This is a genomic window from Methanocorpusculum labreanum Z, assembly GCF_000015765.1.
GTDB classification, from domain to species: Archaea; Halobacteriota; Methanomicrobia; order Methanomicrobiales; family Methanocorpusculaceae; genus Methanocorpusculum; species Methanocorpusculum labreanum.
In genome coordinates this window covers 670,017-694,932 of the sequence record NC_008942.1, presented here as the reverse complement: position 1 = coordinate 694,932, position 24,916 = coordinate 670,017, and the positions used below count along the sequence as shown (strand labels likewise).

The window sequence follows — 24,916 nt, the reverse complement described above, 5'->3', positions numbered from 1 at the left end:
ATCCCATGTCGAACGAAACGATCCGCAAACACTGGAACGAGCTGAGTCCGGGATATCGGAAACGATATCATGCATATCTCGACGAGGAGATCGTTTTGATGCAGAGCTACTTCAAAGAGTATCTCCCCAAACAAACACCCCTGAAAGTACTGGATATCGGGACCGGTTACGGGATCCAGGCGATGACCTTTGCGGAATTAGGTCATCGGGTCACGGCTCTCGATCTCTCCGAGGAGATGCTCGCACGGGCAGAACAAGGCGCTGCGGCCCGAGGTCTTTCCATCGATTTCCATCAGGGAGATGCAGAAAACCTTCCGTTCGCGGACAACAGTTTCGACGTTGTCGTGAACATGCATCTTCTGTGGACCCTGACGGACCATGAAAAATTTTTCCAGGAATGCAAACGTGTCCTCGTCCCCGGCGGCAGGATCTTTGCGATAGACGGTCACTGGTTCAAACCCGATGACCAGGAAACCGAAGAGTGTTCGGCAAATATCCGGCAGTATCTTCCTCTCTATAATGCGAACACGCCGGAAAGGATCGCAGGCCTCGTGGAAACCGCAGGTTTCTCCGAGGTCTCCTGGAAATATCTCCCCGAGTATGCCGACTACATGCAGAGATGCGACCCGAACGGACGGGATTATCAAACGACACCTTACCTTGAAACAGGAGTTAAATCATGATCAAAGACAAAATAGCTGATTACTGGAACTGGCGAAGCACAAGTTATCACCAGGAATATATGAGCCGAATCACCGATGAGATCGAGTTCTGGGAACGAATCTTTACGCCGATCATTCCGGCGGGAAAGCATCTCAACGTCATCGAGGTAGGAACCGGACCCGGCATTTTAGCGCTCGCTCTTGCAAAGATGGGGCACACTGTTACCGGGATCGACCTCTCTCCAGAAATGGTCAAAAAAGCACAGGCCAATGCGGAAAAACTCGGAATTACAGCAGCATTCCGCGAGGGCGACGCTGAAAATCTCGATCTTGACGCAGGTTCCGCCGATCTCATCATCAGCAAATATCTGATGTGGACCCTGCCGCATCCTGATGCTTTTCTTAACGGAGCAAACAAAATCCTCACACCGGGCGGCCAGATAATAGCCGTAGACGGGGTCTGGTATACCGACACACAAGATCATACCACACCAAACAAACCCTACTCTGAATTCTTCGACGAATGCTACGAGGAAGTCCGTCCAAATCTCCCGCTCGGCAAAAACAACACGCCTGAAAAGGTCGTCTCCCTCATTACGGGTCACGGATTTTCCGACTCGACATGGCGGTATCTTGACGACTATCAGGCGTTCCTGAAGTCGATCGATATCGGCGAAACTACGGTCACCCCCTACATAGTCTCTGCAAAGAAATCATGCTGAGAGAGTATTTCATCAGAAGACTTCTGTATCTGATACCGATACTTATCTTCATCTCATTTTTGAGTTTTTCTCTTATCTACATCGCCCCGGGAGACCCGGCGGAGATCATGATGACGAGCCCCGGCGGGGGCTACGATGAGGCGGCCGTCGAACAATTCCGTGTGGCCCACGGACTTGACCAGCCGTTCATCGTCCAGTATATGACCTGGCTGAAAAACGCAGCGACCGGCGATCTTGGGTACTCCTACATGAGCGAACAACCCGTCTTTGAGACCGTGATCAATGCATTCAAAAATACACTGACTCTGTCGGCCCTTGCACTCGTCATCGCACTTATCATCGCGATCCCGCTTGGCATCATCTCGGCGGTCAAACACAACACGATCTTCGACAGTTTATGCCGGTTCGGCGCCCTTATCGGCGTGTCGATGCCGAACTTCTGGCAGGCATACCTTATGATCATCGTGTTTTCCGTCATCCTTCACTGGCTGCCGGGCGGCGGGTTCGGGCACGGGACCGACATCTCGTATATGATCCTCCCCGCCCTTGTCCTTGGGACGGGATCGGCCGCCGTGATGATGCGCATGGTCAGATCGAGTATGCTCGATGTGCTTGGAAAAGAGTATATCCAGACTGCCCGGGCAAAGGGTTTGTCCGAGGCGACGGTTTTGATGCGGCATGCGCTGAAAAACGCCCTTGTTCCGATCATTACCGTTGTCGGTCTTTCGATCGGATTCCTCTTAAACGGGTCCGTCGTGGTAGAAACGATCTTCGGCTGGCCGGGTATCGGAAATCTCGTCGTAAGTTCGATTCTCTCGTATGATTACATGATGATCCAGGGTTCCATCCTCTTCGTCGCAATCATATTTTTAGTCATCAACTTCATTGTCGACCTGCTCTATGTATGGGCAAACCCGGAGATACGATATGACAGAACTTCGTAAGTATCTCAAAAACCGGCAGATCATGATCTCCCTCATCATTCTTGGGCTGCTCATCTGTATGGCGCTTTTTGCGGATGTTCTGTCACCGTACGACTACACCAACAAAAATCTCTCGGACCGTCTGCAGTTCCCGTCTTTGGAACACCCGTTCGGGACCGATCATTTAGGCAGGGACATCCTTACCATGACGATGTACGGAGCACGTGCCTCGCTTTCGGTCGGGTTCATCGTTGTCGGAGTTTCGCTCGCGATCGGCCTTACCCTTGGGATCCTTGCGGGATATTACGGCGGGTGGCTGGATGAAGTCATCATGCGGCTGACGGACAGTTTCCTCGCGTTCCCGTCGATGTTTCTCGCCCTCGCGATAACTGCGTTCCTGGGACAGGGAATAGAGAACATGATCCTTGCTCTCATCATCGTCGAGTGGACCTCGTTTGCCCGGGTCGCACGCGGAGCGACCCTCGATATCAAATCAAAAGGATATATGCACGCGGCACGATGGGTCGGCGGTTCCAACTTCTATATCATGGGAAAGCATCTGATGCCGAATATCATCTCGCCGGTCCTGATCATGGCGACGCTTGGCATCGGAAACGTTATTCTCGCAGCTGCGGGTCTGAGTTTCCTTGGACTCGGTGTCCAGCCGTCTACTCCCGAGTGGGGAGCGATGCTGAATGCGGGCAGGACCTATGTCACGACCGATCCGTATTTGATGTTCTTCCCGGGTCTTATGATCATGATAACCGTGCTCGCCTTCAATTATTTCGGCGACGGACTGCGTGATGTTCTCGACCAGAAGATGACCAAAACCGAACTCGAGGGGAGAATATGACCTGCATACTGAAAGTGACGGATGTCTGCGTCCATCTGACCACGGAAAACGGATCGGTCCGGGCAGTGGACAATGCCTCCTTTTCGATAAAAGAGCATGAGACGTTCGCCCTTATTGGAGAATCGGGATCCGGCAAGTCGGTTCTCGGCCTTGCGGTGCTGCGGTTACTTCCCGACAATGCAATTTTTTCCGGCAATATCTCTCTTGACGGGATCTCTCTTACGGATCTTTCAGAAAAGGAGATGCAGAAGATCCGGGGAAAAACGATCGGTTCGATTTTTCAGAACCCGTATCTCTCGATGAACCCGGGGATCCGGGTCGGAAACCAGATCGCGGAGCCGATGTGGACGCATCTGGGGATAACAAAAGAAGCTGCCAGAGAAAAAGCCGTGTCGCTTCTGGAAAGGTTTTCCATCGTGCCTGGAAAGACCCGTGCACGCGAGTATCCTTTCCAGTACAGCGGAGGTATGCTCCAGCGGGCGATGGTCGCCATGGGAACGGCGGCAAATCCTCAGCTGATCATCGCAGACGAGCCGACGAAAGGGGTCGACTCTCTCAAAAAACAGGAGATCGCGGAGACTTTTAGAAGGGTCTCTGCCGAAGGATGTGCTTTTCTTTTGATAACGCACGATATTGATTTTGCCAAAGCGATGGCAAACAGGATCGCGGTAAACTACTGCGGCGAGATCCTCGAAATCGCTCCAACAGAGATGTTTTTCAAAGAACCTCTTCATCCTTACTCCCGGGCCCTGCTCGATTCCCTGCCGGAACGCGGGATGCATCCGATCCCCGGCCCCTCCCCGTCGATGATCGAGGTCCCGGACGGATGCAGATTTAATCCGCGGTGCCCCTTTGCCGACAACAGGTGCCGGACGGAAAAACCGCCGATGACCGAAACGAACGGACGAACCGTGAGGTGCTGGAAGTATGCTTAGAGGAGAGGAACTAAGGAAAGTCTATACGTCCGGTATGATTTCCGTGACGAAGAAGGTGGCCGTGGACCGGGTAAGTATTTCGATCGGCAAAGGCGAGACGATCGCGATCGTCGGGGAGTCGGGATGCGGGAAGAGCACGCTCGTGAAAATGCTCACCATGCAGCTTCCGGCAACCGAAGGCGAGGTGTACTGTTCCGGTGAGAAACTGACCGGGATGAAGTGGAAGGAGCTTCGGCAGCACATCGTGAAGTTCCAGATGATCCCTCAGAACCCTGACGATGCGGTGGATCCGCGGTGGGAACTCGGAAGGTCGGTGGCCGAACCGCTGGTTCTTTCCGGGAAGTATTCACGGGGAGAGATCGCCAAGATGGTGCCTGAACTTCTCGCCGAGGTCGGACTCGGACCGGAGTTCATAACAAGGTTCCCGCATCAGGTGAGCGGCGGCGAACTGCAGAGGGTGGTTATCGCCCGTGCCCTGGCACTGAAACCGGATCTGCTGATCTGTGACGAGGCGACCTCGATGCTGGATGTCTCCGTGCAGTCATACATCATGTCCCTGCTGAAGGATATTCAGAAGAAGCGAAATATTGCTCTTATTATCATCACACACGATCTGGTGTTTGCAAACGTCGTGGCTGATCTGACGTATGTGATGTTCGGGGGAAAATTCGTCGAGATCGGGGAGGATGTGTTCACTCATCCCCTGCATCCCTATACGCAGGCGTTGTGGGATGCGGCGCATTACCGGGAAATGGCGGTGCTTCCCAGCGAAAAACCACCTATTCCTGAAGAGGGCTGCAGATATTTTGACCGCTGCGCTTTCCGCGATGATCTGTGTAAGGAGATGCAGGTCTTACGAAACATCGACGGAAGAAAGGTTCGCTGTGTCCATCCGCTCGGATATACCTGACCGGATACAGGCCCTGCAGCAGGATTGAGCGAAAATCACCCATATTTTTTTTTGAAACCACCCTATTTCATGGTTTTTTCCGATTTTCTCTAGTATTATCGGATGATCAATATATTGTAAGAAAAAGATGAGTTAAATATATATATACGAATATAGCTATCACTACAATTATTGAGGACTGAAAACATGACAGAAACTCAGAACCCGGAAGCACAAAATGCAAATCAAGCGGGGGCAAGCGAACAACACAGCGGAACAAATGCTAGTTACGGTCTCTACATCGCGCTCGTAGGACTGATAGCATCATTACTGATTGGATGTTTGATGATATTGGTCGGCATGAGAACAGCGAGTGATATCGTGGCAGTGATCGGGGCATTCACCTCGGTCACCGGGACGCTTACAGGGTATTTCTTTGGCCAAAAAATCGAATCGGCCAACAGAGAAAACACGGAAAACAGGATTTCGGCATCTATGGCTGATTTGAGCTTGGAAAAGACGAAAAATACAGAAATAACAAAGAAATTATATGAGTCAGAGAATAAAAGTAATCTACTTATTCAACATGCGAGTAATTATGAGAATGTGATAAAGATAGTCAAGAAGAAGAAATTAGAATTAGATAATAAAAATAAAGCGACGAGGATAGAGAACGGCGACGCTGAAAATCTACTTAACGAGATAATGGATTTATTGGACCTACCAAAGATGCCAGAAGATGTTTAGAAAAGCCTTAAAATCAAAGATGACTAAGTGAAACCATCCTAACGAAAATCCAGATCCCCCCGCCTTTTTTAGATCAGGTTCAGCCCATCAGCAGCCCGATACAGAAGATCCACCCAATGTACACCGCGGCCGCGACCAGGGTCATCGGCAGCCCCATTCTGAAAAACTCCAGGAAGGAAAAGGTCTTGCCGTTTTTTTCCGCATGCTGGAGAATGATCACGGTCGAAGCGGCGCCGATGATCGTAAGGGAGCCGGCGGCCGTGCATCCGGCAACGAGCGTCATATACAAAGGAATGCCCGACCCTTCCAGGAGCGGGAGAACCAGTGCCACGAAGGGCACGTTCGAGATGAACTGGGACACGATGACCGCCGATGCGAACAGGACGGGGATCGATGAGATTTCCGACGGCAGGATGGTCTGGATGAAGCCGGAGTTCCAGACCGCCGCCATCAAAACGAACATGGACGCAAAGAACAGAAGCGTCGACCAGTCCACGGCCCGGAGAAGTTCCACCCGTCTCCGGGAAAAAAGGAGGAGGGGCAAGGCCGCCGCGGCCGCGATAATCACGAACGGCATCTCGATCCCGACAAACGAAAGAACGATCTGGCAGGCGACCGCGATGAGGACAAGCCTCAATGCGATCTTCGTAAGCCGGGTAAGACTCTCATCGAAGATCACCTCTTCACTCTCCTGCACGACCGACGAATCGGGATCGGTGATCGTCAAAAGAAGGATCCTATACAAAATATACAGGCAGATCACCGACGGAACGACAAGATAGAGCAGGAACTGCAAAAACGCAAACGGCACTCCTCCGGAAAGGGCTACAAGCAGGTTCTGCGGGTTTCCAATAGGGGTCATGCAGCTCCCAAACGTTACCGCAAAACACAATGCAAAGAGCATCGTTTTGACCGGCATCTTATATTTTGCCGCACAGAAAAGCGCGACCGTCGTTCCGATTATTGCCACGGTATCATTCATCAGAAATGCTGAGAAGATCGCCATTAACAGAATAAACCAGAAAAGAACCGCTTTTTTTGTCGCTGCACGGGCAAACCCCTTCAGAGATGCCAGATGCAGGAGACCGGACTTTTCGAGAGCCGCTCCGAAAACGAACATCCCCAAGAGAAAGAGGATGACGATGTAATTGATCGAAAAAAACGCATCCCGAATCGAGATCGTGCCGAGGATCAGGGCGGCAAAAGCTCCGGCAGTCATGATCCCCCAGATCGGAAGACGCACCCCGCCGATACGCCTGACAACGATCAGACAAAAAACAGCTGCAAGGATCCAGACGGCGATCGGGACCATAACCTGTTACGACTTCTGCAGAACGATCTCTATCGAAGAGACATTTGCAGGTCCCTCGTCTGTTTCAACCGAATCCGTAGATATTGAGATATTTTTTTTGACAACACCGGTAAGGAACTGGCGGGTCGACACCTCCGCAGTATCGACCGCCCGCACGATGGCTTTCCCCCTTGCTTTGATAACGACCTCGGACTTCCCGTTGTTGAACTGCGTAACGACGGCAAGTACATAACTCATCAGGGGTTTTGTGCCGATTAATACCGTGTTGTCGTCCATTTATCTAGTATATTGGGGATTCTCAGATATATTTCATCGTATGCAGCAGTTCTGCATTTAAGACGGAGGCGCCGGCGGCACCGCGGATGGTGTTGTGACCCATCGCAACGAAGCGGATTCCTTCCCGGACTCTGCCAACGGAGACCGTCATGGCATTTCCGCGGTTCCGGTCGAGTCTTGGCTGCGGGCGGTTTTCCTGATCGAGGTAGAGGACGGTGTGGTCCGGCTGGGTCGGCAGACCCGAGAACGGAGGCTGCCAGGTCTTGAATGCGTCAATGACCTCTGCAGGCGTTGCCTTGATGTCGATCCAGACATTGAGCGTGTGTCCGTCGATGACCGGCACGCGGTTGCAGGATGCGGAGACAGTGAACGGAGCACCGGTGATCTTGCCGCCTTCGAGGATCCCGAGGATCTTATTTGCCTCGCGGGCCATCTTCTCCTCTTCGCTGCCGATATAGGGGATCACGTTGTCGTAGATGCTGAAAGCAGGCACGCCCTCAAATCCAGCACCGGAGATCGCCTGCATGGTTGCGACATTGATGTTTGTGAAGGGGAACTTCCGTAACGGAGCCAGCGCCGTTGCAAGCATGATGGTCGAACAGTTCGGATTGGTTACGATGAACCCGTCGCGGCCCTTCTTACGCTGCACGTCGATGAGTGCGGCGTGTTCGGGGTTGACCTCGGCGATCATCAGCGGGACATCGGCTTCCATTCGGTGGGAACTTGCGTTACTGCAGACACCGACTCCGGCATCGGCGATGTCGGTCTCGAGTTTGGTGGCGATATCAGCCGGCAGAGCTGAGAAGACAACATCGCAGTCTTTTACCGCGTCGACGGTCGTCGGCGAGACGATGAGTTCGGCTGAAGAGTCCGGAAAGGGTGAGTCGAGCCGCCAGTTTACCACCGAGCCGTAGGTTTTTCCTGCCGAACGGTCGGAAGCCGTAAGCGTGGTCAGGTTGAACCAGGGGTGGTCTGCGAGCAACTGTACAAACCGCTGACCGACCGCGCCGGTCGCGCCAAGTACACCAACATTTATCATAGGAAGATATAGGGTGCGGCTCTTATTTAAAGACGTGTTAGATAGAGTCTGTCCTACGAATAGGACTGTCGAGTGGGATTTGTCCGATCATAGGTTCTGTAAAATATACCTCCATTCATTTTTCCGACGTTGAGCTTTTTTGATTGTACTTTGGTTTCGTGTACTGGACTCTTTTTGATGTGCGCATTCTCGCAAGGCATTTGCCATGCTCAGCTAAGTTCGTCGACTTCGTCTCCAACCCGCTCATCACACGAAATTCACGAAAAACACACGAAAACACGAAAAATAGATAGATTGGTTGTTAGGCAGATGCAAATTGTACCCTCCCCGCCCCCACACAAAACTCACAAAAATCAACGAAATGCACGAAAAGGGGGACGGGGGCGGATGACTAAAGGAAGAGGTTTTTTTAGTTGCTCTTATTGCTTCTAATTCTCTGGAATCTATCTCGATACCAACTTATATATCCAGATTTACACCTAAAGGCACATGATCGCTTATATTCTTCCCACTTACTTTAAAATTATCGAAATCATCAATGAAAAAACCTGAATATTCCATGTTTGTAAAAATATAATCAATATGATACCTCTTTCCATTCGGGGATATGAAAGTTTTTAACTCTTCTTTATCCCCGAGTTCTTTATCGTATGTGTAATGATAACAACTATGAATATTCATTTCATATAATTTTTTGAAATATGTTTCAATGTTTTTCGTTTTCGAGGTATATTTATCCTTTTTAAATGAGTTTAAATCACCACATAAAAGAACATTCTCAGATTTATTCGTAAACAATTTCTCATACATTTGGAGATACACACATGCATCCCGAATATATCCCGGATTCTCCGTCCATATCCCAATCAAATCAAATTTATTTTCAATTTTTACAGCAAGATAATGATTCAGACCAAATGTTTCCCAGTTTTGTTTCTTAAATACAACGCCTTTTTTAAGAAATATGCCAAGCCCTTTATCGGTTCGCTGAGAGCCGTCATTAATCCATTCAACATTGTACTTGATAACTATTGTCTGATTAGCAGACTGTATTTTATCTATAGATTCACATTCCTGGATTACTAAAATATCAGCATTATACTTTTCAATATACCTGAATTTCTTTCTAAAATTACCACCACAATTCCAAGTAATTATTTTCATTATATTACCAATCTGATTATGTCTATTCTTATCAAAATAATAATTTGGATTAAAATTAGGTCTCAAATAACATCTGCTTTTCCCAGATTAAATCAACGGTAATTAGAATATTCCATCCAAACCCTGACATCTGATTTGAAGTCCCACATATTTCCCGTAACAATTATGAGATATAATGAAATGATAGAAAAACCGGCACGCCGGTTTTTTCGACAGCATTTTTCCAGACGGCGTGCGATTTCTGCGCAGGCGATACGCCGGAGCAGAGCACGACGGTGCAAGAAAAAATGCGATTCGCGGGAATTCGCGGAGATTCGCGGTTAAATATTCTCAAGCATCCACACTTATCTCAACTACTTTCTTCTGAGAGCTTACTGATCTCCCCATCCATCCTCCCCGATCCCCCTTCTTCGTGAATTTCGTTGAGTTTAGTGATTTTTGGTGTTGGGGGGCGGGGGAGGATACGATTTGTACCCCACTCAACTGATTCTTTTATTTTTCGTGTTTTCGTGTGTTTTTCGTGAATTTCGTGTGATGAGCGGGTTGGAGACGAAGTCGACGAACTTAGCTGAGCATGGCAAATGCCTTGCGAGAATTCGTCCATCAAAAAGAACCCAATAAACCAAATCTAAAAGCACACAATAAACGGTATCTTCAATCAACACAATTCTGCCTAACGGATCAACATATCGATTGGACAGACTCAGATACGCTTTAGATGGAGAGAAACAGAGAAAAAAAGATTAGAGATACTCCAGACCGTTCATGTACGGGCGAAGGACTTTGGGTATCTCGACTTTGCCGTCTTCGGTCTGGTAATTTTCAAGGATGCAGCGCAGGGCGCGGGAGGTAGCGACCGCCGTCGAGTTGAGGGTGTGGAGCCACTGTTTGGACTCGAAATCATGCGCATCCCGAACGCGGATGTTCAGCCTGACCGACTGATAGGCCGTGCAGTTGGAGCAGGAAACGACTTCGCGGTACTCGTTGTCCCGCGGCATCCATGCTTCCATATCGTATTTTTTGGCGGCCACGGTTCCGATATCTCCGGTACAGATGTTCACGACCCTGTAGGGTAACCCGAGTTTGGTGAAGATTTCTTCGGCATTGGCGAGAAGTTCCTCATGCATCTCCCAGGATTTTTCCGGCATGCAGTAGATGAACTGTTCGATCTTGGTGAACTGGTGGACACGGAAGAGACCGCGGGAGTCAAGTCCGTGAGCGCCGATCTCACGGCGGAAACAGGGAGAGATCCCGACCATTTTCAAGGGAAGGTCCTTCTCTTCGAAGATCTCGTCCTGATACATGGCCGCCATCGGGTGCTCGGCTGTCGCGATGAGATAGGCGTCGTCATCCTCGATCTTGTACATAACCTTCTCGAAGTCGCCGAGATCGGTGACCTCTTCGTAGGATTTCCGGTTCATCATGTACGGCGGGATGATCGGCGTATAGCCTTTGGCGATGATCGTGTCCAGAGCGAATCTCTGGAGGGCCATATCGAGAAGAGCGAGGTTGCCTTTCAGGAAATAGAATCCGGCGCCGCTCGTCTTTGTGGCACGTTCAAAGTCGGCCCAGCCGTTTGCCGCGGCGAGTTCCCCGTGGTTCTTCAGCTCGAAATCAAGGGACCTGGGAGTTCCCACTTTCTTCACGACGACATTTTCCGTGTCGTCTTTTCCGTAGGGAACGCTCTCGTGGAGGATATTTGGCAGACGCATCAGGTAATATCTTACCTGTTCGGTCGCCTTTTCCATGATATCGTCGTTATCCTTGATCAGTCCCGGCAGAGCCTTTGCTTCGGCAAAGAGAGGAGCGGGGTCCTTCCCCTCTTTTTTGTAAGCATTGATCTCTTTTGCTATCTGATTTCTTCTGGCGCGAAGTTCATTGTTTTTGACGGTGAGTTCGCGGAAAAGTTTATCCTGTTCAAGAACCGTATCGACCCAGAGAAGTTTCTCGGCATCCTGGCGTTTTTCCAGATCTGCCAGCACGACCTCGGGGTGGGCTCTGACGAATTTGATATCGAGCATGATTGACTAGTAATGTTTGTGCTTTTAGATGAAGAGGGTTTTTGTTGCACAAACGAGTTATTAAACATCGAATGACATACTAAAGATAATAACCGGGTCAGACGCTCATGAAACAGACAATGGAGATCCTCTTCTCGGGAAGAGTACAAAAAGTCGGCTTTCGCGCCTGTGTAAGAAATGCAGCATTAAACTTAGGATTGTGCGGAGAAGTGGAGAATTTATCCGACGGCAGGGTCAGAGTCCTTGTGACAGGCGAGGAGGTCATCATCGAAAAGTTCCTGGCCATGACCTACTCCTGTCCGCGTGCAATCATCAGGGATGTGAAATGCACAGGTTATGTTCTGACCGATTTTACAGATTTTACAATTAAACGGGAGTAGAGACATGAAAATCGAGAAAACCATCACATACTTCAGCGAACCGGGAAAAGAAAATACCCGGGACTGCGCAGAGATCGCCGTACAGCGTGCCAAGGAACTCGGGCTTTCAACGATCGTTGTGGCAAGTACCGGAGGATACACGGCAAAAATATTTTTCGAGGCGATGAAGGGGACGAACCTTCGTCTCGTGGTCGTGGCCCACGCGGTGGGATTTTCAAAACCAGGGGTCTGGGAGTTCGATCCCTCCCTTGCAGAGGAGCTTAGAGCTGCCGGCGTCGTGATCGTCTGCGGCACACATTCTCTTTCCGGTCTCGAGCGGGCGATCTCGCGGAACCCGAAGCTCGGCGGCAGCAGCCGGACCGAGGCCATTGCTGAAGCTTTCAGGAGAACCGTCGCGATCGGAATGAAGGTCGCCGTCGAGTGCGTGCTGATCGCTACAGATCAGGGAGTGATATCCGTATCCGACGAAGTCATGGCGGTTGGAGGGACCATCGAGGGAGCCGACACGGTAGTCGTGATCAAACCTGCCCACACGGCTGCTTTCTTCGATCTGCAGGTCAGGGAATTTGTCGCGATGCCACGGGACCGCTGAGATGGCACTCAAATCGTTGTCGGAAGCGCTTGGCCTGCTCGTCAAAAAGCCGCTCGTCTGGATGCCGGGGCTTTTTGCCGCATTTTCCATCCTGTTTACCTATTACATCATCACGCTTTTCGGGTCGGTAGCGGCATTAGCGGCAGGGATCATCCTTCTGCTGGTCTTCCCGGCATTTCTCGCAGGAACCTACGGGATCGTCATCGGGGAAAAATCATCCTCGGCCGATTTCAGAAAATATGCGGTTTACGGATACTTCAGATGCCTTATCCCGAATGTTGTCGTTCTCATGATCGGATTCGTGCTTTCCAACACGCTGACGTATATTCTGCTGATGCTCGGCATTTCCGTCGATACTGCGTTCTACTTCAGTATATTCCTGATCATCCCGCTGGTGTTCTTCTTCTACTTTGCCGACATCTCGGCAATGGTGAATAATTACGCGGCATTTCGGGCGATTAAAGACAGCGCACTCCGCGTGACCACGGGTTCGATCTCGGTCACGGCGTTCTATCTATTTAACGTCGCGATCTTTTTCGCCGCGTCCTTTATCTTTTCCGCGATATGGTCGCTTTTAGCAGTGGATGTACTGACTCCGATCACGCAGATGACTGAATCCGAGATTCTGGCTATGTCCCAGGAGGAACTTCTGGCTCTCTTTACCAGCCCGGAGATCATTTCATCGGGTTGTATGGCCCTCGCGATCTGTGCGATAATATTCGTGCCGATTTTTGTAACCTATAAGGCCTGCTTCTACAAACGCAGCCTCCTCAACCTGCCCGCGCAGCCTTCGCAGCAAACACAGCAGGGCACGGTTGACGAGAAGGGGCGCTGGTATAAATATTCATAATCCTATTTTTATGCGCGTTTTCCAATCTATTTTCTCTTTATTGCATCCGGGTGAATGGTGCCATGCTAACACGTATCATGCAAATACCTCGCTCAAAGCCTGAAATAAAAATCCCGGCAATTATAGAGTATTTTTAGAAATGCATCGAGAATCTCGGCCTGAATCGGAAATAACACGATATGTTTTATATGTGAGAATCCCAACATTAATTGTCACAACGCAGTTGAACTCCAGAGTTCCGTGCGATTGGCAGGAAACAAACCATGTCGAAGGTAAACCCGTTTGAAATGGCCCAGCATCAGCTTATGGATTGTGCAAAAATCCTCAAGCTCGACCAGGGCGTTGTTGATATCCTCATGCAACCGCAGAGACAGATTCAGGTATCTATCCCCGTCAAGATGGACGACGGCACCACCCGGGTTTTCCAGGGATTCCGTGTACAGTACAACAATGCACTCGGACTCTATAAGGGAGGAATCCGGTATCACCCTGAAGAGACGATCGACACCGTTCGTGCTCTCTCAGCATGGATGACCTGGAAATGCGCAGTACTGAACCTTCCGCTCGGCGGAGGAAAGGGCGGTATCATCTGCAACCCGAAGGAAATGTCCAAGGGCGAACTTGAACGCATGAGCCGCGGTTATATCCGTGCAATCTGGAAGAACATCGGTCCCGACACTGATGTCCCGGCACCGGATGTATACACCGACGGTCAGATCATGGCATGGATGATGGATGAGTACTCCACCATTCAGGGCAAGAACCAGTTCGGTCTTCTGACTGGCAAACCACTCGTTATCGGCGGCTCACTCGGCCGCGGTGACTCCACCGCAAAAGGCGGTCTGTTCACCCTCCGTGAAGCAGCAAAAGAACTCAACATTGACCTGAAGACTGCAAAAGTCGCAATCCTCGGATACGGAAACGCAGGTGCATTCGCATCCACGCTCGTCCAGGAAATGTTCGGCTCCAAAGTCGTCGCAGTCACCGATTCGAAAGGCGGTATCTACGATGAGAACGGACTTGACATCGCAGCAGTCGCAGCCCACAAGGCACAGACCAAATCCGTCGTCGGCTACAAAGGTCTCAAGACCCTCACCAACGATGAAGTCATGGCACTCCCTGTTGATGTCATTGTCGCCGCAGCACCCGATGAGGGAGCAATCAACGAGAAGGTCGCCCCGACCGTCAAGGCAAAGGTCATCTGCGAACTCGCAAACGGCCCGACCACTCCGGAAGGAGACGCAATCCTCTACAAGAACGGCGTTCACGTTATCCCCGACTTCCTGTGCAATGCAGGCGGAGTAACTGTATCTTACTACGAGATGGTCCAGAATATGTATATGCACTACTGGACTCTCGACGACGTCTACGCAAAACTCGATGCAGCAATGACCAAGTCCTATCACGAAGTCCTGAAAGCATCCAAAGAATACAAGATCAACATGCGTCAGGCAGCATACGTTGTTGCAGTCTCCCGCGTAGTTGAAGGTATGAAAGTCCGCGGCTGGGTCTAAAACCCCCGCAAATTACCTTCACTATTTTTTTTATTCTTTTCTCACTCAACTGTAGTCAGAGAGTTGCCTCTGCAAAAACAGGAATATCAGCCCAATTTAGATATAGCCCATTTCTGGTTCTTATTTAGGGGTGCGGGAGGGCGACTTCGGCGCGGAGCCCGACGCGGTGGAAATATCCTATTTTCAAAAATCAATTAAGCAGTCGGGAGACATTCCCTGTCGTGGAATATTCTGCAACTGTCAAATTCGGGTGTCAAAAAAATTATTGATTTGTATCTTTGTCTACTTTTTTCAATTCATCAAGCGTTGCGTCTGGATGTTTTTTCAGATAATCGGCAACGTTTGGTTTGTGGAGAAGCAGGCAGTTAGTACATGCCCACACCTTCTGACCGTTTGATGAACTGTCGATCCATTCCCCGAGGGATTCATCATGACAGGGATAGAACGGGCAGTAACAGAAATCACAGGACTGGCCGGGGAAATGACAGGGATAATACGGACATCCCTCTTTTTTCCATTCGAACCATCCGTGATCATTGTATCTGGAGTAGATGAAGTAGGTGGGAGCGGTCGCTTTAACCGTATCCTCGTGCCGCTTGACCGCTTCCATAACACCATGGAGGGCGGCAGCGTAGATGCGTTTTCCAGGCTCGGTGAAGGTCCCGGCATACGTATGCTTGATCTCGCCTTCGGATGCGATTATGACAGCGTCTGATGTTGTACCGGTGAAATCCCTGCCCAAAAGCCGCAGGGCATGAGCTTTCGCCTCGGTGACGGTGATTATCGTTTCAAGAAGAGCGGCATCGGAAAAACCCTCGTTCGAGGTGACGATGATATTGATCGTATGCGGTTTGGTCGGATCCGGATTCGGATTGGAAACCCCTGCGGTAACGAAAACCGTGATATAATCATACTGGAGAATACAGAGATCCTTCATCGAAACGGCGGTGAGAAGGCCGAATCCATCATCTGCATACTTTGCATCGGCCAAGAGACCGCGGATGAATGCAAGCGGATCGTTATGATCGAACTCCTTGTCAACAGTGTGATTGAGAAGCGTGGAAACATCCCTGAGACCGCCGTCGACACCGGTACTGACCGCATGGAATGTTCCCCTGACATAAAGGGTGTTTTTTGTATAATGATACCGCATGGGATTACTCTTATGTTATTTTCATCCAGGGCCTATTATTTGTACTGTATTTTCCAGCTGTTGGAAAGGACATCCCCCAATACTTTCCCTATGCGGCACATTAAAATGCATTTCCCAAATCACATTCGAGGGAAAAACCACCGCGCAGACGCGCAGTGCGAATAAGGCCCATGACACTCAAAATTGGTTTTCAACTCATTTTTGAAGGTTTGCGTGTGAGTAGTAGATCAATTATCGGTATATTCCGTCCCATTGCCTTTTTATTCAAAATTACGGCCGAAATTTCCCATTTGAATATAAGGTTTCCTCTCTGCATATGTCACCCCCAACTCGAAAATAACACAATTATGCCGCGAAATAGGAAATTGAAGCTCCATTCAAGAAGGTGGAAGAACCTAATGCTCCTAAAAAAATGGACAAAAACTACATGAGAATAAACAAGATATAATATACCGGAAGGCGTAAAAAAGTAAATATATAGTTCTGGATCATGACACAATGAAGCGGCAAACAATACATTTTATCATAATATGTCTGATCCTGGCACTAATTCTCGCCACCGGGTGTATTACAACCCGACAGCTGGAACCGGTCTCCACTGCAAAATTGGCCGATATGCAGAGTTCATTGGACGAGTTTATCCCGACAATCGAAGAACAACTCAACGAAATATTCATCCTTACAAACAGCACTGCAGGTAATCTTACGGGAACCACACCAGACAGCCAAACGTTGAACCAGGCCTTATTACAGCTTCGCCGCGACATCCCTGCCGCATATGACGTATATGTCGTCAGTGCAGACAACACCTTTCTTGCGGTGATCAGCAAACAGGATAAACAGAATCTTATCGGGAAACAAGCTGGAATCTCGACCAGCGATGCGGATTTCACCAATACGACGAATGGCTGCATTATCACAAAACCCATCACATTTATCACCGGAGAAAGAGGTGTTCTCATCATTGCCCCGATCTATGACGAAAACGGCACATACATAGCGTCGCTTCGCGTCTCGCTGAACCCAGTCTACCTTTTTTCCGGACCGGTGAACGAACTCAAAATGCAGGAAGGATACACCGTCTGGTCGATCCAGCCGGACGGCGTACAAATCTATGATGAAGATATCGAAGAACTCGACAAAAACGTATTGACCGACCCGTTGTACAGTGAACCGACCATCAGCAGTGCGATGCACCTTATAGCTGAAGAAAAACAGGGGAACGTATCATATATGTTTCAAAATGTCGGATGGACCGATTACGTACAGGCAAACGCCGTGTGGAATACGATCGATCTGCCAAACGGCATTGAATGGAGAGTTGTTCTTAGTGACAATTCCAACTTCGATCCGAATCAAAACAGAAGGCCTACCGTCGATGATCTGAAAGCATTTGTTGAAAAAGCATACATTTACACCCAGACTCACACCAAAGAAGAGGCACTCCGTGTGTTCAATGACCCGAATGGGGAGTTCATTGACGGTGAACTCTACATCTTTGCCTACGATATGAACGGAACGACACTTGCTCTGCCGTATCAGCAGAGCCTTGTCGGAACAAACCGATGGTACGGAGAAGATATCGTCGGAGTGAGACCTCTCCAGCGTTTTATCGACAAAGCGAAATTCGGAGGAGGGTTCGTGTATTATCAGTATCCAAACCCGAGCGACAAGTTTCTGCCTGAGTTGAAGTTGTCATATGTCATGTCCGTCGATGAAGACTGGCTGATTGGAGCTGGAATCTATCCGGGAACCATGTCCCTCAACTACAGCTGGGAAGACCGAAATCAGCTGATCTCCCAAGTCAGGGGACTCCAGTATCTTTCCACCACCCTCCAAAAAGAGGAGTTGCTGCAGATGATCAATGATCCAAACAGTACGATCCAGGTCGATGGGCTGTATCCTTTTGCTCTGGATCCAGAGGGAACCGTCCTTGGCAATGCACACAACCCGTCGATGACGGGAAAGAACCGGCTTGGGTACACAAATTCCTATGACATGTCCCCGGTACGGGAGATCATCTCTCTGGCAGAATCAGGAGGGGGGTTGATGTACAGCCTTGTTTGGGACGCAGATCTGAAAAAAGAGGTGTATGTACTCATTTATGTGGAACCCGCCGATGAAGAGACCTACTACGGCAGTATGATGCGTTTGGAGTGAACAATGGCGCTAAAATATAAGAAACAGAGTCAAAAAGAGAAACGCCTGGTGATGGCAAGCGTTTTAGCTATTGTTTCAATCATAATCGTAGCGGCCTGTGCCAGTGTCGCACTTCTTGGAACCGGATACGTCATCGATAAATCACTTGAAGACCCGGACGTACTTCTGCATGTGTTTGTGGTCGGCAATGATGTGATCGTTACGATCTATGAAGGACGCAGAGTTGATGAACTTACCATGGTCTCTCTTGAGATCGAAGGAGTTTCGCTGCCGCAATCAGTCAGCCTAAAACCAGCACCAAATTCAGGGACCGGAGAAATCTACTTTACGGAGGCATGCGCCGGCGTAACAGGTGTAAGGGATATTGCCGTTCGCGGTGTATTTTCAGACGGAAAAACGCAGCTCCTAAAGCTGACTACCATAAAATTCACATAAATCAATCCTTTTTTTCTAAAGTAAGTGATTACACTCTCTTCGATAATAGTATGAGTGCCCTTAGACGCAAAAATTTCCACATTTTTTATTACCTCAGCTCCGCTGATCCTCCCAAATAATACCCCACAACAAAAGCTATAAGAACTTTCCCCCTACAATTGTTCACTAAGGAGTCTGATTATGCTACGACATGCTTTTTCGAAGATCCTCTTTATCCTAGTCGTTCTTCTTTTCATATCCGCATCCGGCTGCATTCAAGAGAAACAGGAAACCCCGGAACTTCAACCAGTCTCAGATGAATATTATGCCAAGATGGATACGGTTCTGTATCCTTACATGCAGACCGTCGATGAGCAGATGCAGGAAATTACTGCATTGGTTTGGGAGACGGCACGGGAACTCGACGGCGTGCCGATGGACGATCCTGCGGTCGATCTGGCATTACTGAAACTGAAAAGCGAGATACCGCTGTCCTTTGATTCCGGACGCCTCGACAAAGACAACGTCTTACGGGCCGTTACCAATGAACAGTATATCGAGTGGTCTGTCGGGACATATATCGGAGAAAACCAATACACCGAAGAAGAACTCAAAGCTGCAGGTGAGAATTGTACGATATCCCCGTTCACCCTCTTTGATAACGGCGAGCAGGGGGTTATGGTCATCGCACCGGTCTACGATGCAAACGGGAATTTTGACGGTACCCTTCAGGTAGCTCTGGATGTAGGGTATCTCTTCTCCGGACCTGCAGAGGAACTGAGAACGAAATACGGGTATACCGTCTGGGCCGTTCAGGACGACGGAATCGTGATTTATGACGAGGACACGCAGGAGATAGGAGTAAACCTCACGAAACCCACATCGGCATATACCCCTTCATTGAACTCGGCGATCGCAGATATCCTCGCAAACGAATCAGGACAGACATCCTACATATTCTATACGCTAGACTGGCATGATATCAATCAGACGAATGCCGTATGGAGTACTCTCGACCCAGGATACGGACAGAACTGGCGGGTCGTGCTTATCGACAACGTCCCGATGCCGCGTATGACGAGCGAACTCACGGTTACCCAGGACGAACTGAAAGCCTTCGTCACCAATGCCTATGTCTATGCACGGACACATGAAAAAACCGAGGCCTTGGCGGCGTTCAATGATCCAAAAGGAGAGTTTATCGATGGAGAACTGTACATATTCGCCGAAACTCTGAATGGGACAATGCTTTCACTTCCATATCAGCCGGCTCTTATCGGAACGGATCAATGGATGGCAGAAGATACAACTGGGGTTAAATACATTCAAAGACAGATCGCACGCGCAGAACAGGGCGGCGGATATGTCATGTACCTCTATCCAAATCCGACACAGGATTTCGCAACCGAATTAAAATTGGCCTATGTGATGCCGATAGATAACGAGTGGTTCATCGGTGCGGGAATATATGAACACAACACCTTGCTTGCCCACTCGACCAGTGTTGACTGGCAGAAGCGAAACGAACTTATCAAGCAGGTTCGAACCATGCAGTATCTTGCAGAAGTCGAGGGGGTCTCTGCAGTTACTGACATGATGATGGATCCAAACAGTGATATCCAGGTCGAAGGATTATACCCGATGGCGATCACCGAAAACGGGACCGTACTGGCATTTGCAAGAAATCCGGACATTGTAGGTACGAATCAGCTTGGGAGAGTAAATTCATTAGACATATCACTCATACGGGAAGGCATATCACTTGGGAAAGAGGGAGGAGGACTGATGTATACTCTTCTCTGGGATTCCACACTAAACAAAGAGATTTTTATACTGGTATATGTGGTTCCGGCAGATGACGATGCCTACTTTGCAAGTTTTATGATTCTTGAATGAGGAATACAAGAGAAAATAACCTAATTTTTTTATCTCTCGAAACATTTCCAAGAAAAATCAGAGAGATAGTCCCACGATAAAAAGATATAAGAACTTTCCCTTTACTATTGTTCACTAAGGAATCCGATCATGATACGACATGCTTTTTCAAAGATCCTCTTTATACTGATAGTTCTTCTTTTCATCTCCGCATCCGGCTGTATTACTCCCGTTCAGGAGGGCCCGACACTCCAGCCGGTTTCCGAGGAATATTATGCCGAGATGGACGATGTCCTCGACCCGTATATTCAGACGATCGATGATCAGATGAAGCAGATAACCGCATCGGTCTGGAATGCCGCACGGGAACTCGACGGCGTGCCGGCAGATGACCCCTCAGTATATCTGACCATAATGAAACTCAAAAGTGAGATCCCGCTTTCCTATGATGTCGAACGCATCGATAAAGATAACGTCCTGACGATGATTACCGGGGAATCAGATAAACTTTCGCTGATCGGCGTGGAGATCATAACTAACCAGTATGCCGAAGAAGAGTTCAAAGCCGCCGGATCGCAGTGTATCATATCCAAATACACCGCATTCCAAAACGGTGAAAGCGGAATAAAGGTCAGCGCACCGATCTATGACGCAGAGGGTAATTTTGACGGGACCCTGCAGGTAATTATGGATTCAGGGTATCTCTTCTCCGGACCGGCGGAGAGACTGAGAACGGAATACGGGTACACCGTTTGGGTCACTCAGGACGACGGGAGCGTGATCTATGATGAGGATACGCGGCAAATCGGGGTCGATCTCACGAACCCGTCACTAGGGAATACACCTTCATTCACCAAAGCAGCCGCAGAGATCCTCAAAAACGAGTCGGGAGATGTATCCTACATTTACTATTCAGCCGAATTGAACAATACTTCTCAGAGGAACGCCATATGGAATACAGTAGAACCCGGATATGGACAAACATGGCGGGTCGTGCTTGTCGACAATTTCCCAAAACCTGGTGAAATTGAAGAGAGCACAACCACCCCGGAAGAGATAAAAACCTTTGTAGTGAATGCCTTCGTTTATGCCAATAAAGAGGGAGAAGAGAAGGCACTTGCAGCATTCGATGATCCAAACGGGGAGTTCATTGACGGCGAGATGTATATCTTCGCCGGAGATATGAACGGCACGATATTGTCACACCCGTATCAGCCGGCCCTTGTCGGGAAGGATTCCTGGTCAGCAGAAGATTCGACCGGAGTGAAATATATACAGAGACAGATCGCCCGGGCACAACAGGGAGGCGGATATGTATTTTATCTGTATCCAAATCCAAACCAGAATTACATAACAGAATTAAAACTGTCCTATGTACTGCCCATTAACAACGAGTGGTTCCTCGGAGCAGGAATGTATGAACATAATGCCTCGTTTTCCCATACGGTCAGTATCGACTGGCAGAAACGAAATGAATTGATCAGCCAGGTAAGGACCATGCATTATCTTGCAGCAGTCGATGGTATCTCTTCTGTAACAGAAATGATGATGGATCCGGAAAGTGGATTCCAACGAGAAGGGCTCTATCCATTTGCGGTCACGGGAAACGGCACAATTCTTGCTTTTTCCAGCGACAAATCGCTTGTTGGAACAAATCAGTTAGGTTTAATCAACTCATACGGCATGTCGTTTGTCCGGGAGGGGATATCTCTCGGTATGTCCGGCGGAGGTCTGATGTATATGCTCACTTGGGATCAGAATTATCAAAGGGAAGTGTATGTTCTGGATTACGTCGAACCAGTGGGGAATGATACCTACTTTGCCAGTTACATGATCCTGGAGGATTGAAGGGGGGGTGTCATATTTTTTTAAATAGGAGTTACGCGGTGTGCTCTCAATCCAATTTGGGAAGGATACGGCTAGGTGTGGAAACCTGAATTTATGTAACCGCGAATAAGCCCAAATTGGCTTTGCCCATTTGAGGCGGCACGCAAGCCTTTGGCTCTCACGCCTCCGCGATTCCTCCCACTCGCAAAGCTTCGCGTTGCTCTCCGACTCGGGTCTTCGAGCCTCGTTTGAATCGCATTTTCCATGTGTTCGGGTGCTCTCTCAGGCTAATGCGTGCAAATCAAAGATTTGCGTGCGGGTTTCTCTGTTGTTTCGTTATCATTCGATTAAACAAAAAAAGAGAAGTTAGCGAAGAGAAAAACCGGCAACATTTTCCCTCCTGTCGAACTGCCGTTCCTTCCCGGGTTTTTCCAGGATCCGGGGAAGGAACGACCAAGGCGTTACTGCGTTGTATCTTTATATTCCTTCAGCAGAGCTTTCTCATATGCCTCTGTCTTTTTTGTGGGAACGTAGTTGAGCACCTTTGTCCGTTTGAGCAGTTCTTCGGTGATGGCGGTGTCATCGGTAAGATGTAATTTTTTCACCTCGGCAATGATCCAGTCCAGTTTGTCGATCCCGGTTGCTTTGTCGTCTACGAGTATATGCCGGATGTGGATCCTGTCCGGCGGGATACCTCCGCAAATCGTGCAGTAATATCCGTCTGTATCATTCCCGCTCATCTCAGTTACCCCCGGATCATGGTCAGAGTCATTTTGAATTTTGTTATGGCACTGAGCGCGTGGGGGGCATTTGCCGGGAATATGATAGTATCGCCCGTTTTCATCTGGAGGGTATTGCCGGCGATCCATACCTCGCATTCGCCGTCGATGATCGTGACCACGGCGTCATATGGAGCGGTGTGTTCGGAAAGTCCTTCATCTTCATCGAACGAAAAGACGGTGATGCTCCCTGATTTATTACTGACGATCATCCGGCTCGAAACCGCCCCTTCCTGATAGGAGACCAGTTCTTTGAGGTCGAGGACTTTTCCCAATAATTCTTCCCGCTTTTTGACGGGTTTGTTTGTCATTTCCAGTTCAAAATCTGCCATCGTTCCTTCCTGTTATCTGCATTGTCATATCTGTCCTGCTATTAAATCAGTATTTCACCGGCCGATTATAGCAGGCAGTCATAGTATCTTTGGAGCGTGATGAGATAAATCAGAGGTAAGGGGATCATCTGACGTTCTCCCGTTAGGGGCGGCCTCAACGGAGGAGGGGGCCTTAGATCCCTCAACCGAGCAAGGCTTTGCCCTGCGAATCAGTCTGCAGTGGGGATATCGTTGATTTCCTGTATGGAATCCGTATTGAAAAAATAGAAAAATCGCCGGGAGAGGTGTGTTCACCTCTGCCCAGCGACAAAGCTCGCAACCCCGTTTTTATGTTATTTTCCGGATTCTACAAACCCCTCGACGAGTTTCCCAAAAAGCATGATGAGAAACCCGAGGAAGAGCATGATGAGCTTCCGGAGGCGTCTGGAGATCTGCATCTCCGCCTCCCGTTAGTTCAGGGCCGGCTTGGTGTCTGCCCAGGCATCGACCGCTGCAAGGGTGGCGTCATCGGCATAGCCGGAGACGGTCATCGAATCGCGGTTGAGACTGATCTGGAAAGTATCGGTCCCAAGCTTCGCGGAAATGCGGACGTTCCAGGTCGCTTCGGTACCGATCTCGGAGGTCTCTGCCGTACCGCCGTTCCCGAATGCGGTCTTGAGATCCGCACTGCCGGTAAGGGCGGTAATTGCCGCGGCATACTCAGCACGGGTGTATGCCGTGACCTGAACCTTGCCGTTCATCTCGGAAGTGTTCGGGTCGAAGTAGCCGACATAGGTCTTGTAGGTCTGCTTCCCGAGTTCGACTTCGGCAAGGCCGAGGGGGTTATCCACGCCGGTAATTTCTGCGACGATCGCATCATACGCGGCGGCGTTCGTAAACTCTGCGGTGAAGATCCGCTTTGCGGACTTCGAGATTGCTGTCTGAATGAAATCTGCTGTCATGGTGGAGGTGATGAGCAAGTCGATAGGCTTGCGATCGCTGAGACCGCTCACGGCGGTCGAAGCGAGGAGCAAATCTTTGATTTGCGAGCGGGCAACCCCATAAGGGGTGGCCTTAGCCAAGCAAATCTTTGATTTGCGATCCATCGAGGTCATCAAAGATGGCTAAGACAAGGCGCTTGTCGATAGACTTGCCGTACATATGCAGAACACACGTGATTTTTTCTGCCCTATTGGGAGGAGATCGTTGATCGGAATTCACGTGCCGTTTCACACATGCTATGTGATTATTGGACGGAAAAGAATAAAAAATAGAGGAAATTTGCTCTCGTTCAGACAAAAACGAGAGATTCCCTCACAACTCTGATGGTTAGAGAATCTTATCCGCCATACACCCGGACGGATACTCGATCCCGTGCCGCATCATCGCCGTCTCCACCGAATGCCGGCTGCATCCAATCTGCAGAGCGACCGCCGAGACCCTCTTATGCTCTGCGAGCAGGGCCTTCAACTTCTCCTTATCTAAAAGCTCCGGATAACTGTACCAGTATCTCATCGG

General features: G+C 49.3%; 25 protein-coding genes. 15 read left to right on the top strand and 10 right to left on the bottom strand.

Annotation, left to right across the window (positions count from 1 at the left end; translation table 11 throughout):
• Positions 1-5: 5 nt before the first annotated feature.
• The 7 genes from MLAB_RS03785 (at position 6) to MLAB_RS03755 (ending at position 5,731) form a co-directional block, all read left to right on the top strand.
• Entirely contained in the window at positions 6-683 is a 678-nt protein-coding gene (locus MLAB_RS03785) for a class I SAM-dependent methyltransferase (RefSeq protein WP_011833094.1), read from the top strand.
• The gene (locus MLAB_RS03780) at positions 680-1,384 is read left to right on the top strand and encodes a class I SAM-dependent methyltransferase (RefSeq protein WP_011833093.1); all 705 of its coding nucleotides are present in this window, start codon (positions 680-682) and stop codon (positions 1,382-1,384) included. The genes MLAB_RS03785 and MLAB_RS03780 overlap by 4 nt, the downstream gene beginning before the upstream one ends.
• Positions 1,378-2,328, top strand: a complete 951-nt coding sequence (gene nikB, locus MLAB_RS03775; protein ID WP_011833092.1) for a nickel ABC transporter permease — start codon at positions 1,378-1,380, stop codon at positions 2,326-2,328. Before MLAB_RS03780 ends, nikB begins: the two co-directional genes overlap by 7 nt.
• Positions 2,312-3,160 (top strand): nickel transporter permease, encoded by an 849-nt coding sequence (gene nikC / locus MLAB_RS03770; protein ID WP_011833091.1) that lies wholly within the window; start codon positions 2,312-2,314, stop codon positions 3,158-3,160. The genes nikB and nikC overlap by 17 nt, the downstream gene beginning before the upstream one ends.
• A complete protein-coding gene (locus tag MLAB_RS03765) occupies positions 3,157-4,095 on the top strand; it encodes an ABC transporter ATP-binding protein (RefSeq protein WP_011833090.1) in 939 nt (312 codons plus the stop codon). Before nikC ends, MLAB_RS03765 begins: the two co-directional genes overlap by 4 nt.
• The gene (locus MLAB_RS03760; protein ID WP_011833089.1) at positions 4,088-5,005 is read left to right on the top strand and encodes an ABC transporter ATP-binding protein; all 918 of its coding nucleotides are present in this window, start codon (positions 4,088-4,090) and stop codon (positions 5,003-5,005) included. The genes MLAB_RS03765 and MLAB_RS03760 overlap by 8 nt, the downstream gene beginning before the upstream one ends.
• A gap of 186 nt (positions 5,006-5,191) precedes the next feature.
• Positions 5,192-5,731, top strand: coding sequence for a hypothetical protein (locus MLAB_RS03755; protein ID WP_048062012.1), 540 nt, complete (start codon positions 5,192-5,194; stop codon positions 5,729-5,731).
• A gap of 79 nt (positions 5,732-5,810) precedes the next feature.
• Here the strand turns inward: MLAB_RS03755 and MLAB_RS03750 are convergent, their stop codons facing one another.
• The 5 genes from MLAB_RS03750 to serS form a co-directional block, all read right to left on the bottom strand.
• On the bottom strand, positions 5,811-7,043 hold the full coding sequence (locus tag MLAB_RS03750) for an ArsB/NhaD family transporter (protein WP_011833087.1): 1,233 nt from the start codon (positions 7,041-7,043) through the stop codon (positions 5,811-5,813).
• 6 nt (positions 7,044-7,049) lie between these two features.
• A complete protein-coding gene (gene albA, locus MLAB_RS03745; RefSeq protein WP_011833086.1) occupies positions 7,050-7,319 on the bottom strand; it encodes a DNA-binding protein Alba in 270 nt (89 codons plus the stop codon).
• Positions 7,320-7,341: 22 nt separating this feature from the next.
• Positions 7,342-8,358, bottom strand: a complete 1,017-nt coding sequence (gene asd / locus MLAB_RS03740) for an aspartate-semialdehyde dehydrogenase (protein ID WP_011833085.1) — start codon at positions 8,356-8,358, stop codon at positions 7,342-7,344.
• A gap of 459 nt (positions 8,359-8,817) precedes the next feature.
• Positions 8,818-9,522 (bottom strand): endonuclease/exonuclease/phosphatase family protein, encoded by a 705-nt coding sequence (locus tag MLAB_RS03735; protein WP_048062011.1) that lies wholly within the window; start codon positions 9,520-9,522, stop codon positions 8,818-8,820.
• 743 nt (positions 9,523-10,265) lie between these two features.
• Positions 10,266-11,543: a serine--tRNA ligase gene (gene serS, locus MLAB_RS03730; protein WP_011833083.1), complete on the bottom strand. Its 1,278-nt coding sequence runs from the start codon at positions 11,541-11,543 to the stop codon at positions 10,266-10,268.
• Between the two features lie 107 nt (positions 11,544-11,650).
• Between serS and MLAB_RS03725 the strand changes: the two genes are divergently transcribed.
• From MLAB_RS03725 to MLAB_RS03710, 4 genes are all read left to right on the top strand, one after another.
• The gene (locus MLAB_RS03725; protein WP_011833082.1) at positions 11,651-11,923 is read left to right on the top strand and encodes an acylphosphatase; all 273 of its coding nucleotides are present in this window, start codon (positions 11,651-11,653) and stop codon (positions 11,921-11,923) included.
• 4 nt (positions 11,924-11,927) lie between these two features.
• Entirely contained in the window at positions 11,928-12,515 is a 588-nt protein-coding gene (locus MLAB_RS03720; RefSeq protein ID WP_011833081.1) for a pyruvate kinase alpha/beta domain-containing protein, read from the top strand.
• A gap of 1 nt (position 12,516) precedes the next feature.
• Positions 12,517-13,365: a hypothetical protein gene (locus tag MLAB_RS03715; protein ID WP_011833080.1), complete on the top strand. Its 849-nt coding sequence runs from the start codon at positions 12,517-12,519 to the stop codon at positions 13,363-13,365.
• Positions 13,366-13,628: 263 nt separating this feature from the next.
• Complete coding sequence (locus MLAB_RS03710; protein WP_011833079.1) at positions 13,629-14,879, top strand: Glu/Leu/Phe/Val family dehydrogenase; 1,251 nt, start codon at positions 13,629-13,631, stop codon at positions 14,877-14,879.
• Between the two features lie 262 nt (positions 14,880-15,141).
• Here the strand turns inward: MLAB_RS03710 and MLAB_RS03705 are convergent, their stop codons facing one another.
• On the bottom strand, positions 15,142-16,032 hold the full coding sequence (locus MLAB_RS03705) for an adenosylcobinamide amidohydrolase (protein WP_011833078.1): 891 nt from the start codon (positions 16,030-16,032) through the stop codon (positions 15,142-15,144).
• 498 nt (positions 16,033-16,530) lie between these two features.
• Here MLAB_RS03705 and MLAB_RS03700 point away from each other — a divergent pair, with 498 nt between their 5' ends.
• The 4 genes from MLAB_RS03700 (at position 16,531) to MLAB_RS03685 (ending at position 22,329) form a co-directional block, all read left to right on the top strand.
• Positions 16,531-18,192 carry a cache domain-containing protein gene (locus MLAB_RS03700; RefSeq protein ID WP_011833077.1) on the top strand — a complete coding sequence of 554 codons (1,662 nt, stop codon included), beginning with the start codon at positions 16,531-16,533 and terminating at the stop codon, positions 18,190-18,192.
• 3 nt (positions 18,193-18,195) lie between these two features.
• Positions 18,196-18,627 (top strand): hypothetical protein, encoded by a 432-nt coding sequence (locus MLAB_RS03695; protein WP_011833076.1) that lies wholly within the window; start codon positions 18,196-18,198, stop codon positions 18,625-18,627.
• 180 nt (positions 18,628-18,807) lie between these two features.
• Positions 18,808-20,502 carry a cache domain-containing protein gene (locus tag MLAB_RS09390; protein WP_011833075.1) on the top strand — a complete coding sequence of 565 codons (1,695 nt, stop codon included), beginning with the start codon at positions 18,808-18,810 and terminating at the stop codon, positions 20,500-20,502.
• A gap of 129 nt (positions 20,503-20,631) precedes the next feature.
• Complete coding sequence (locus tag MLAB_RS03685; protein WP_011833074.1) at positions 20,632-22,329, top strand: cache domain-containing protein; 1,698 nt, start codon at positions 20,632-20,634, stop codon at positions 22,327-22,329.
• A 440-nt stretch (positions 22,330-22,769) separates the two neighbouring features.
• On the opposite strand, the gene MLAB_RS03680 is transcribed toward MLAB_RS03685, so the two are convergent.
• The 4 genes from MLAB_RS03680 to MLAB_RS09685 all read right to left on the bottom strand — a co-directional run bounded on the left by MLAB_RS03680 (position 22,770) and on the right by MLAB_RS09685 (position 24,913).
• The gene (locus MLAB_RS03680) at positions 22,770-23,048 is read right to left on the bottom strand and encodes a hypothetical protein (RefSeq protein WP_011833073.1); all 279 of its coding nucleotides are present in this window, start codon (positions 23,046-23,048) and stop codon (positions 22,770-22,772) included.
• 5 nt (positions 23,049-23,053) lie between these two features.
• The gene (locus MLAB_RS03675; protein WP_011833072.1) at positions 23,054-23,419 is read right to left on the bottom strand and encodes a cupin domain-containing protein; all 366 of its coding nucleotides are present in this window, start codon (positions 23,417-23,419) and stop codon (positions 23,054-23,056) included.
• A gap of 449 nt (positions 23,420-23,868) precedes the next feature.
• Positions 23,869-24,360 (bottom strand): glycerol permease, encoded by a 492-nt coding sequence (locus MLAB_RS03670; protein WP_083755085.1) that lies wholly within the window; start codon positions 24,358-24,360, stop codon positions 23,869-23,871.
• A gap of 367 nt (positions 24,361-24,727) precedes the next feature.
• A complete protein-coding gene (locus MLAB_RS09685) occupies positions 24,728-24,913 on the bottom strand; it encodes a hypothetical protein (RefSeq protein WP_143702767.1) in 186 nt (61 codons plus the stop codon).
• Between the last annotated feature and the right edge of the window lie 3 nt (positions 24,914-24,916).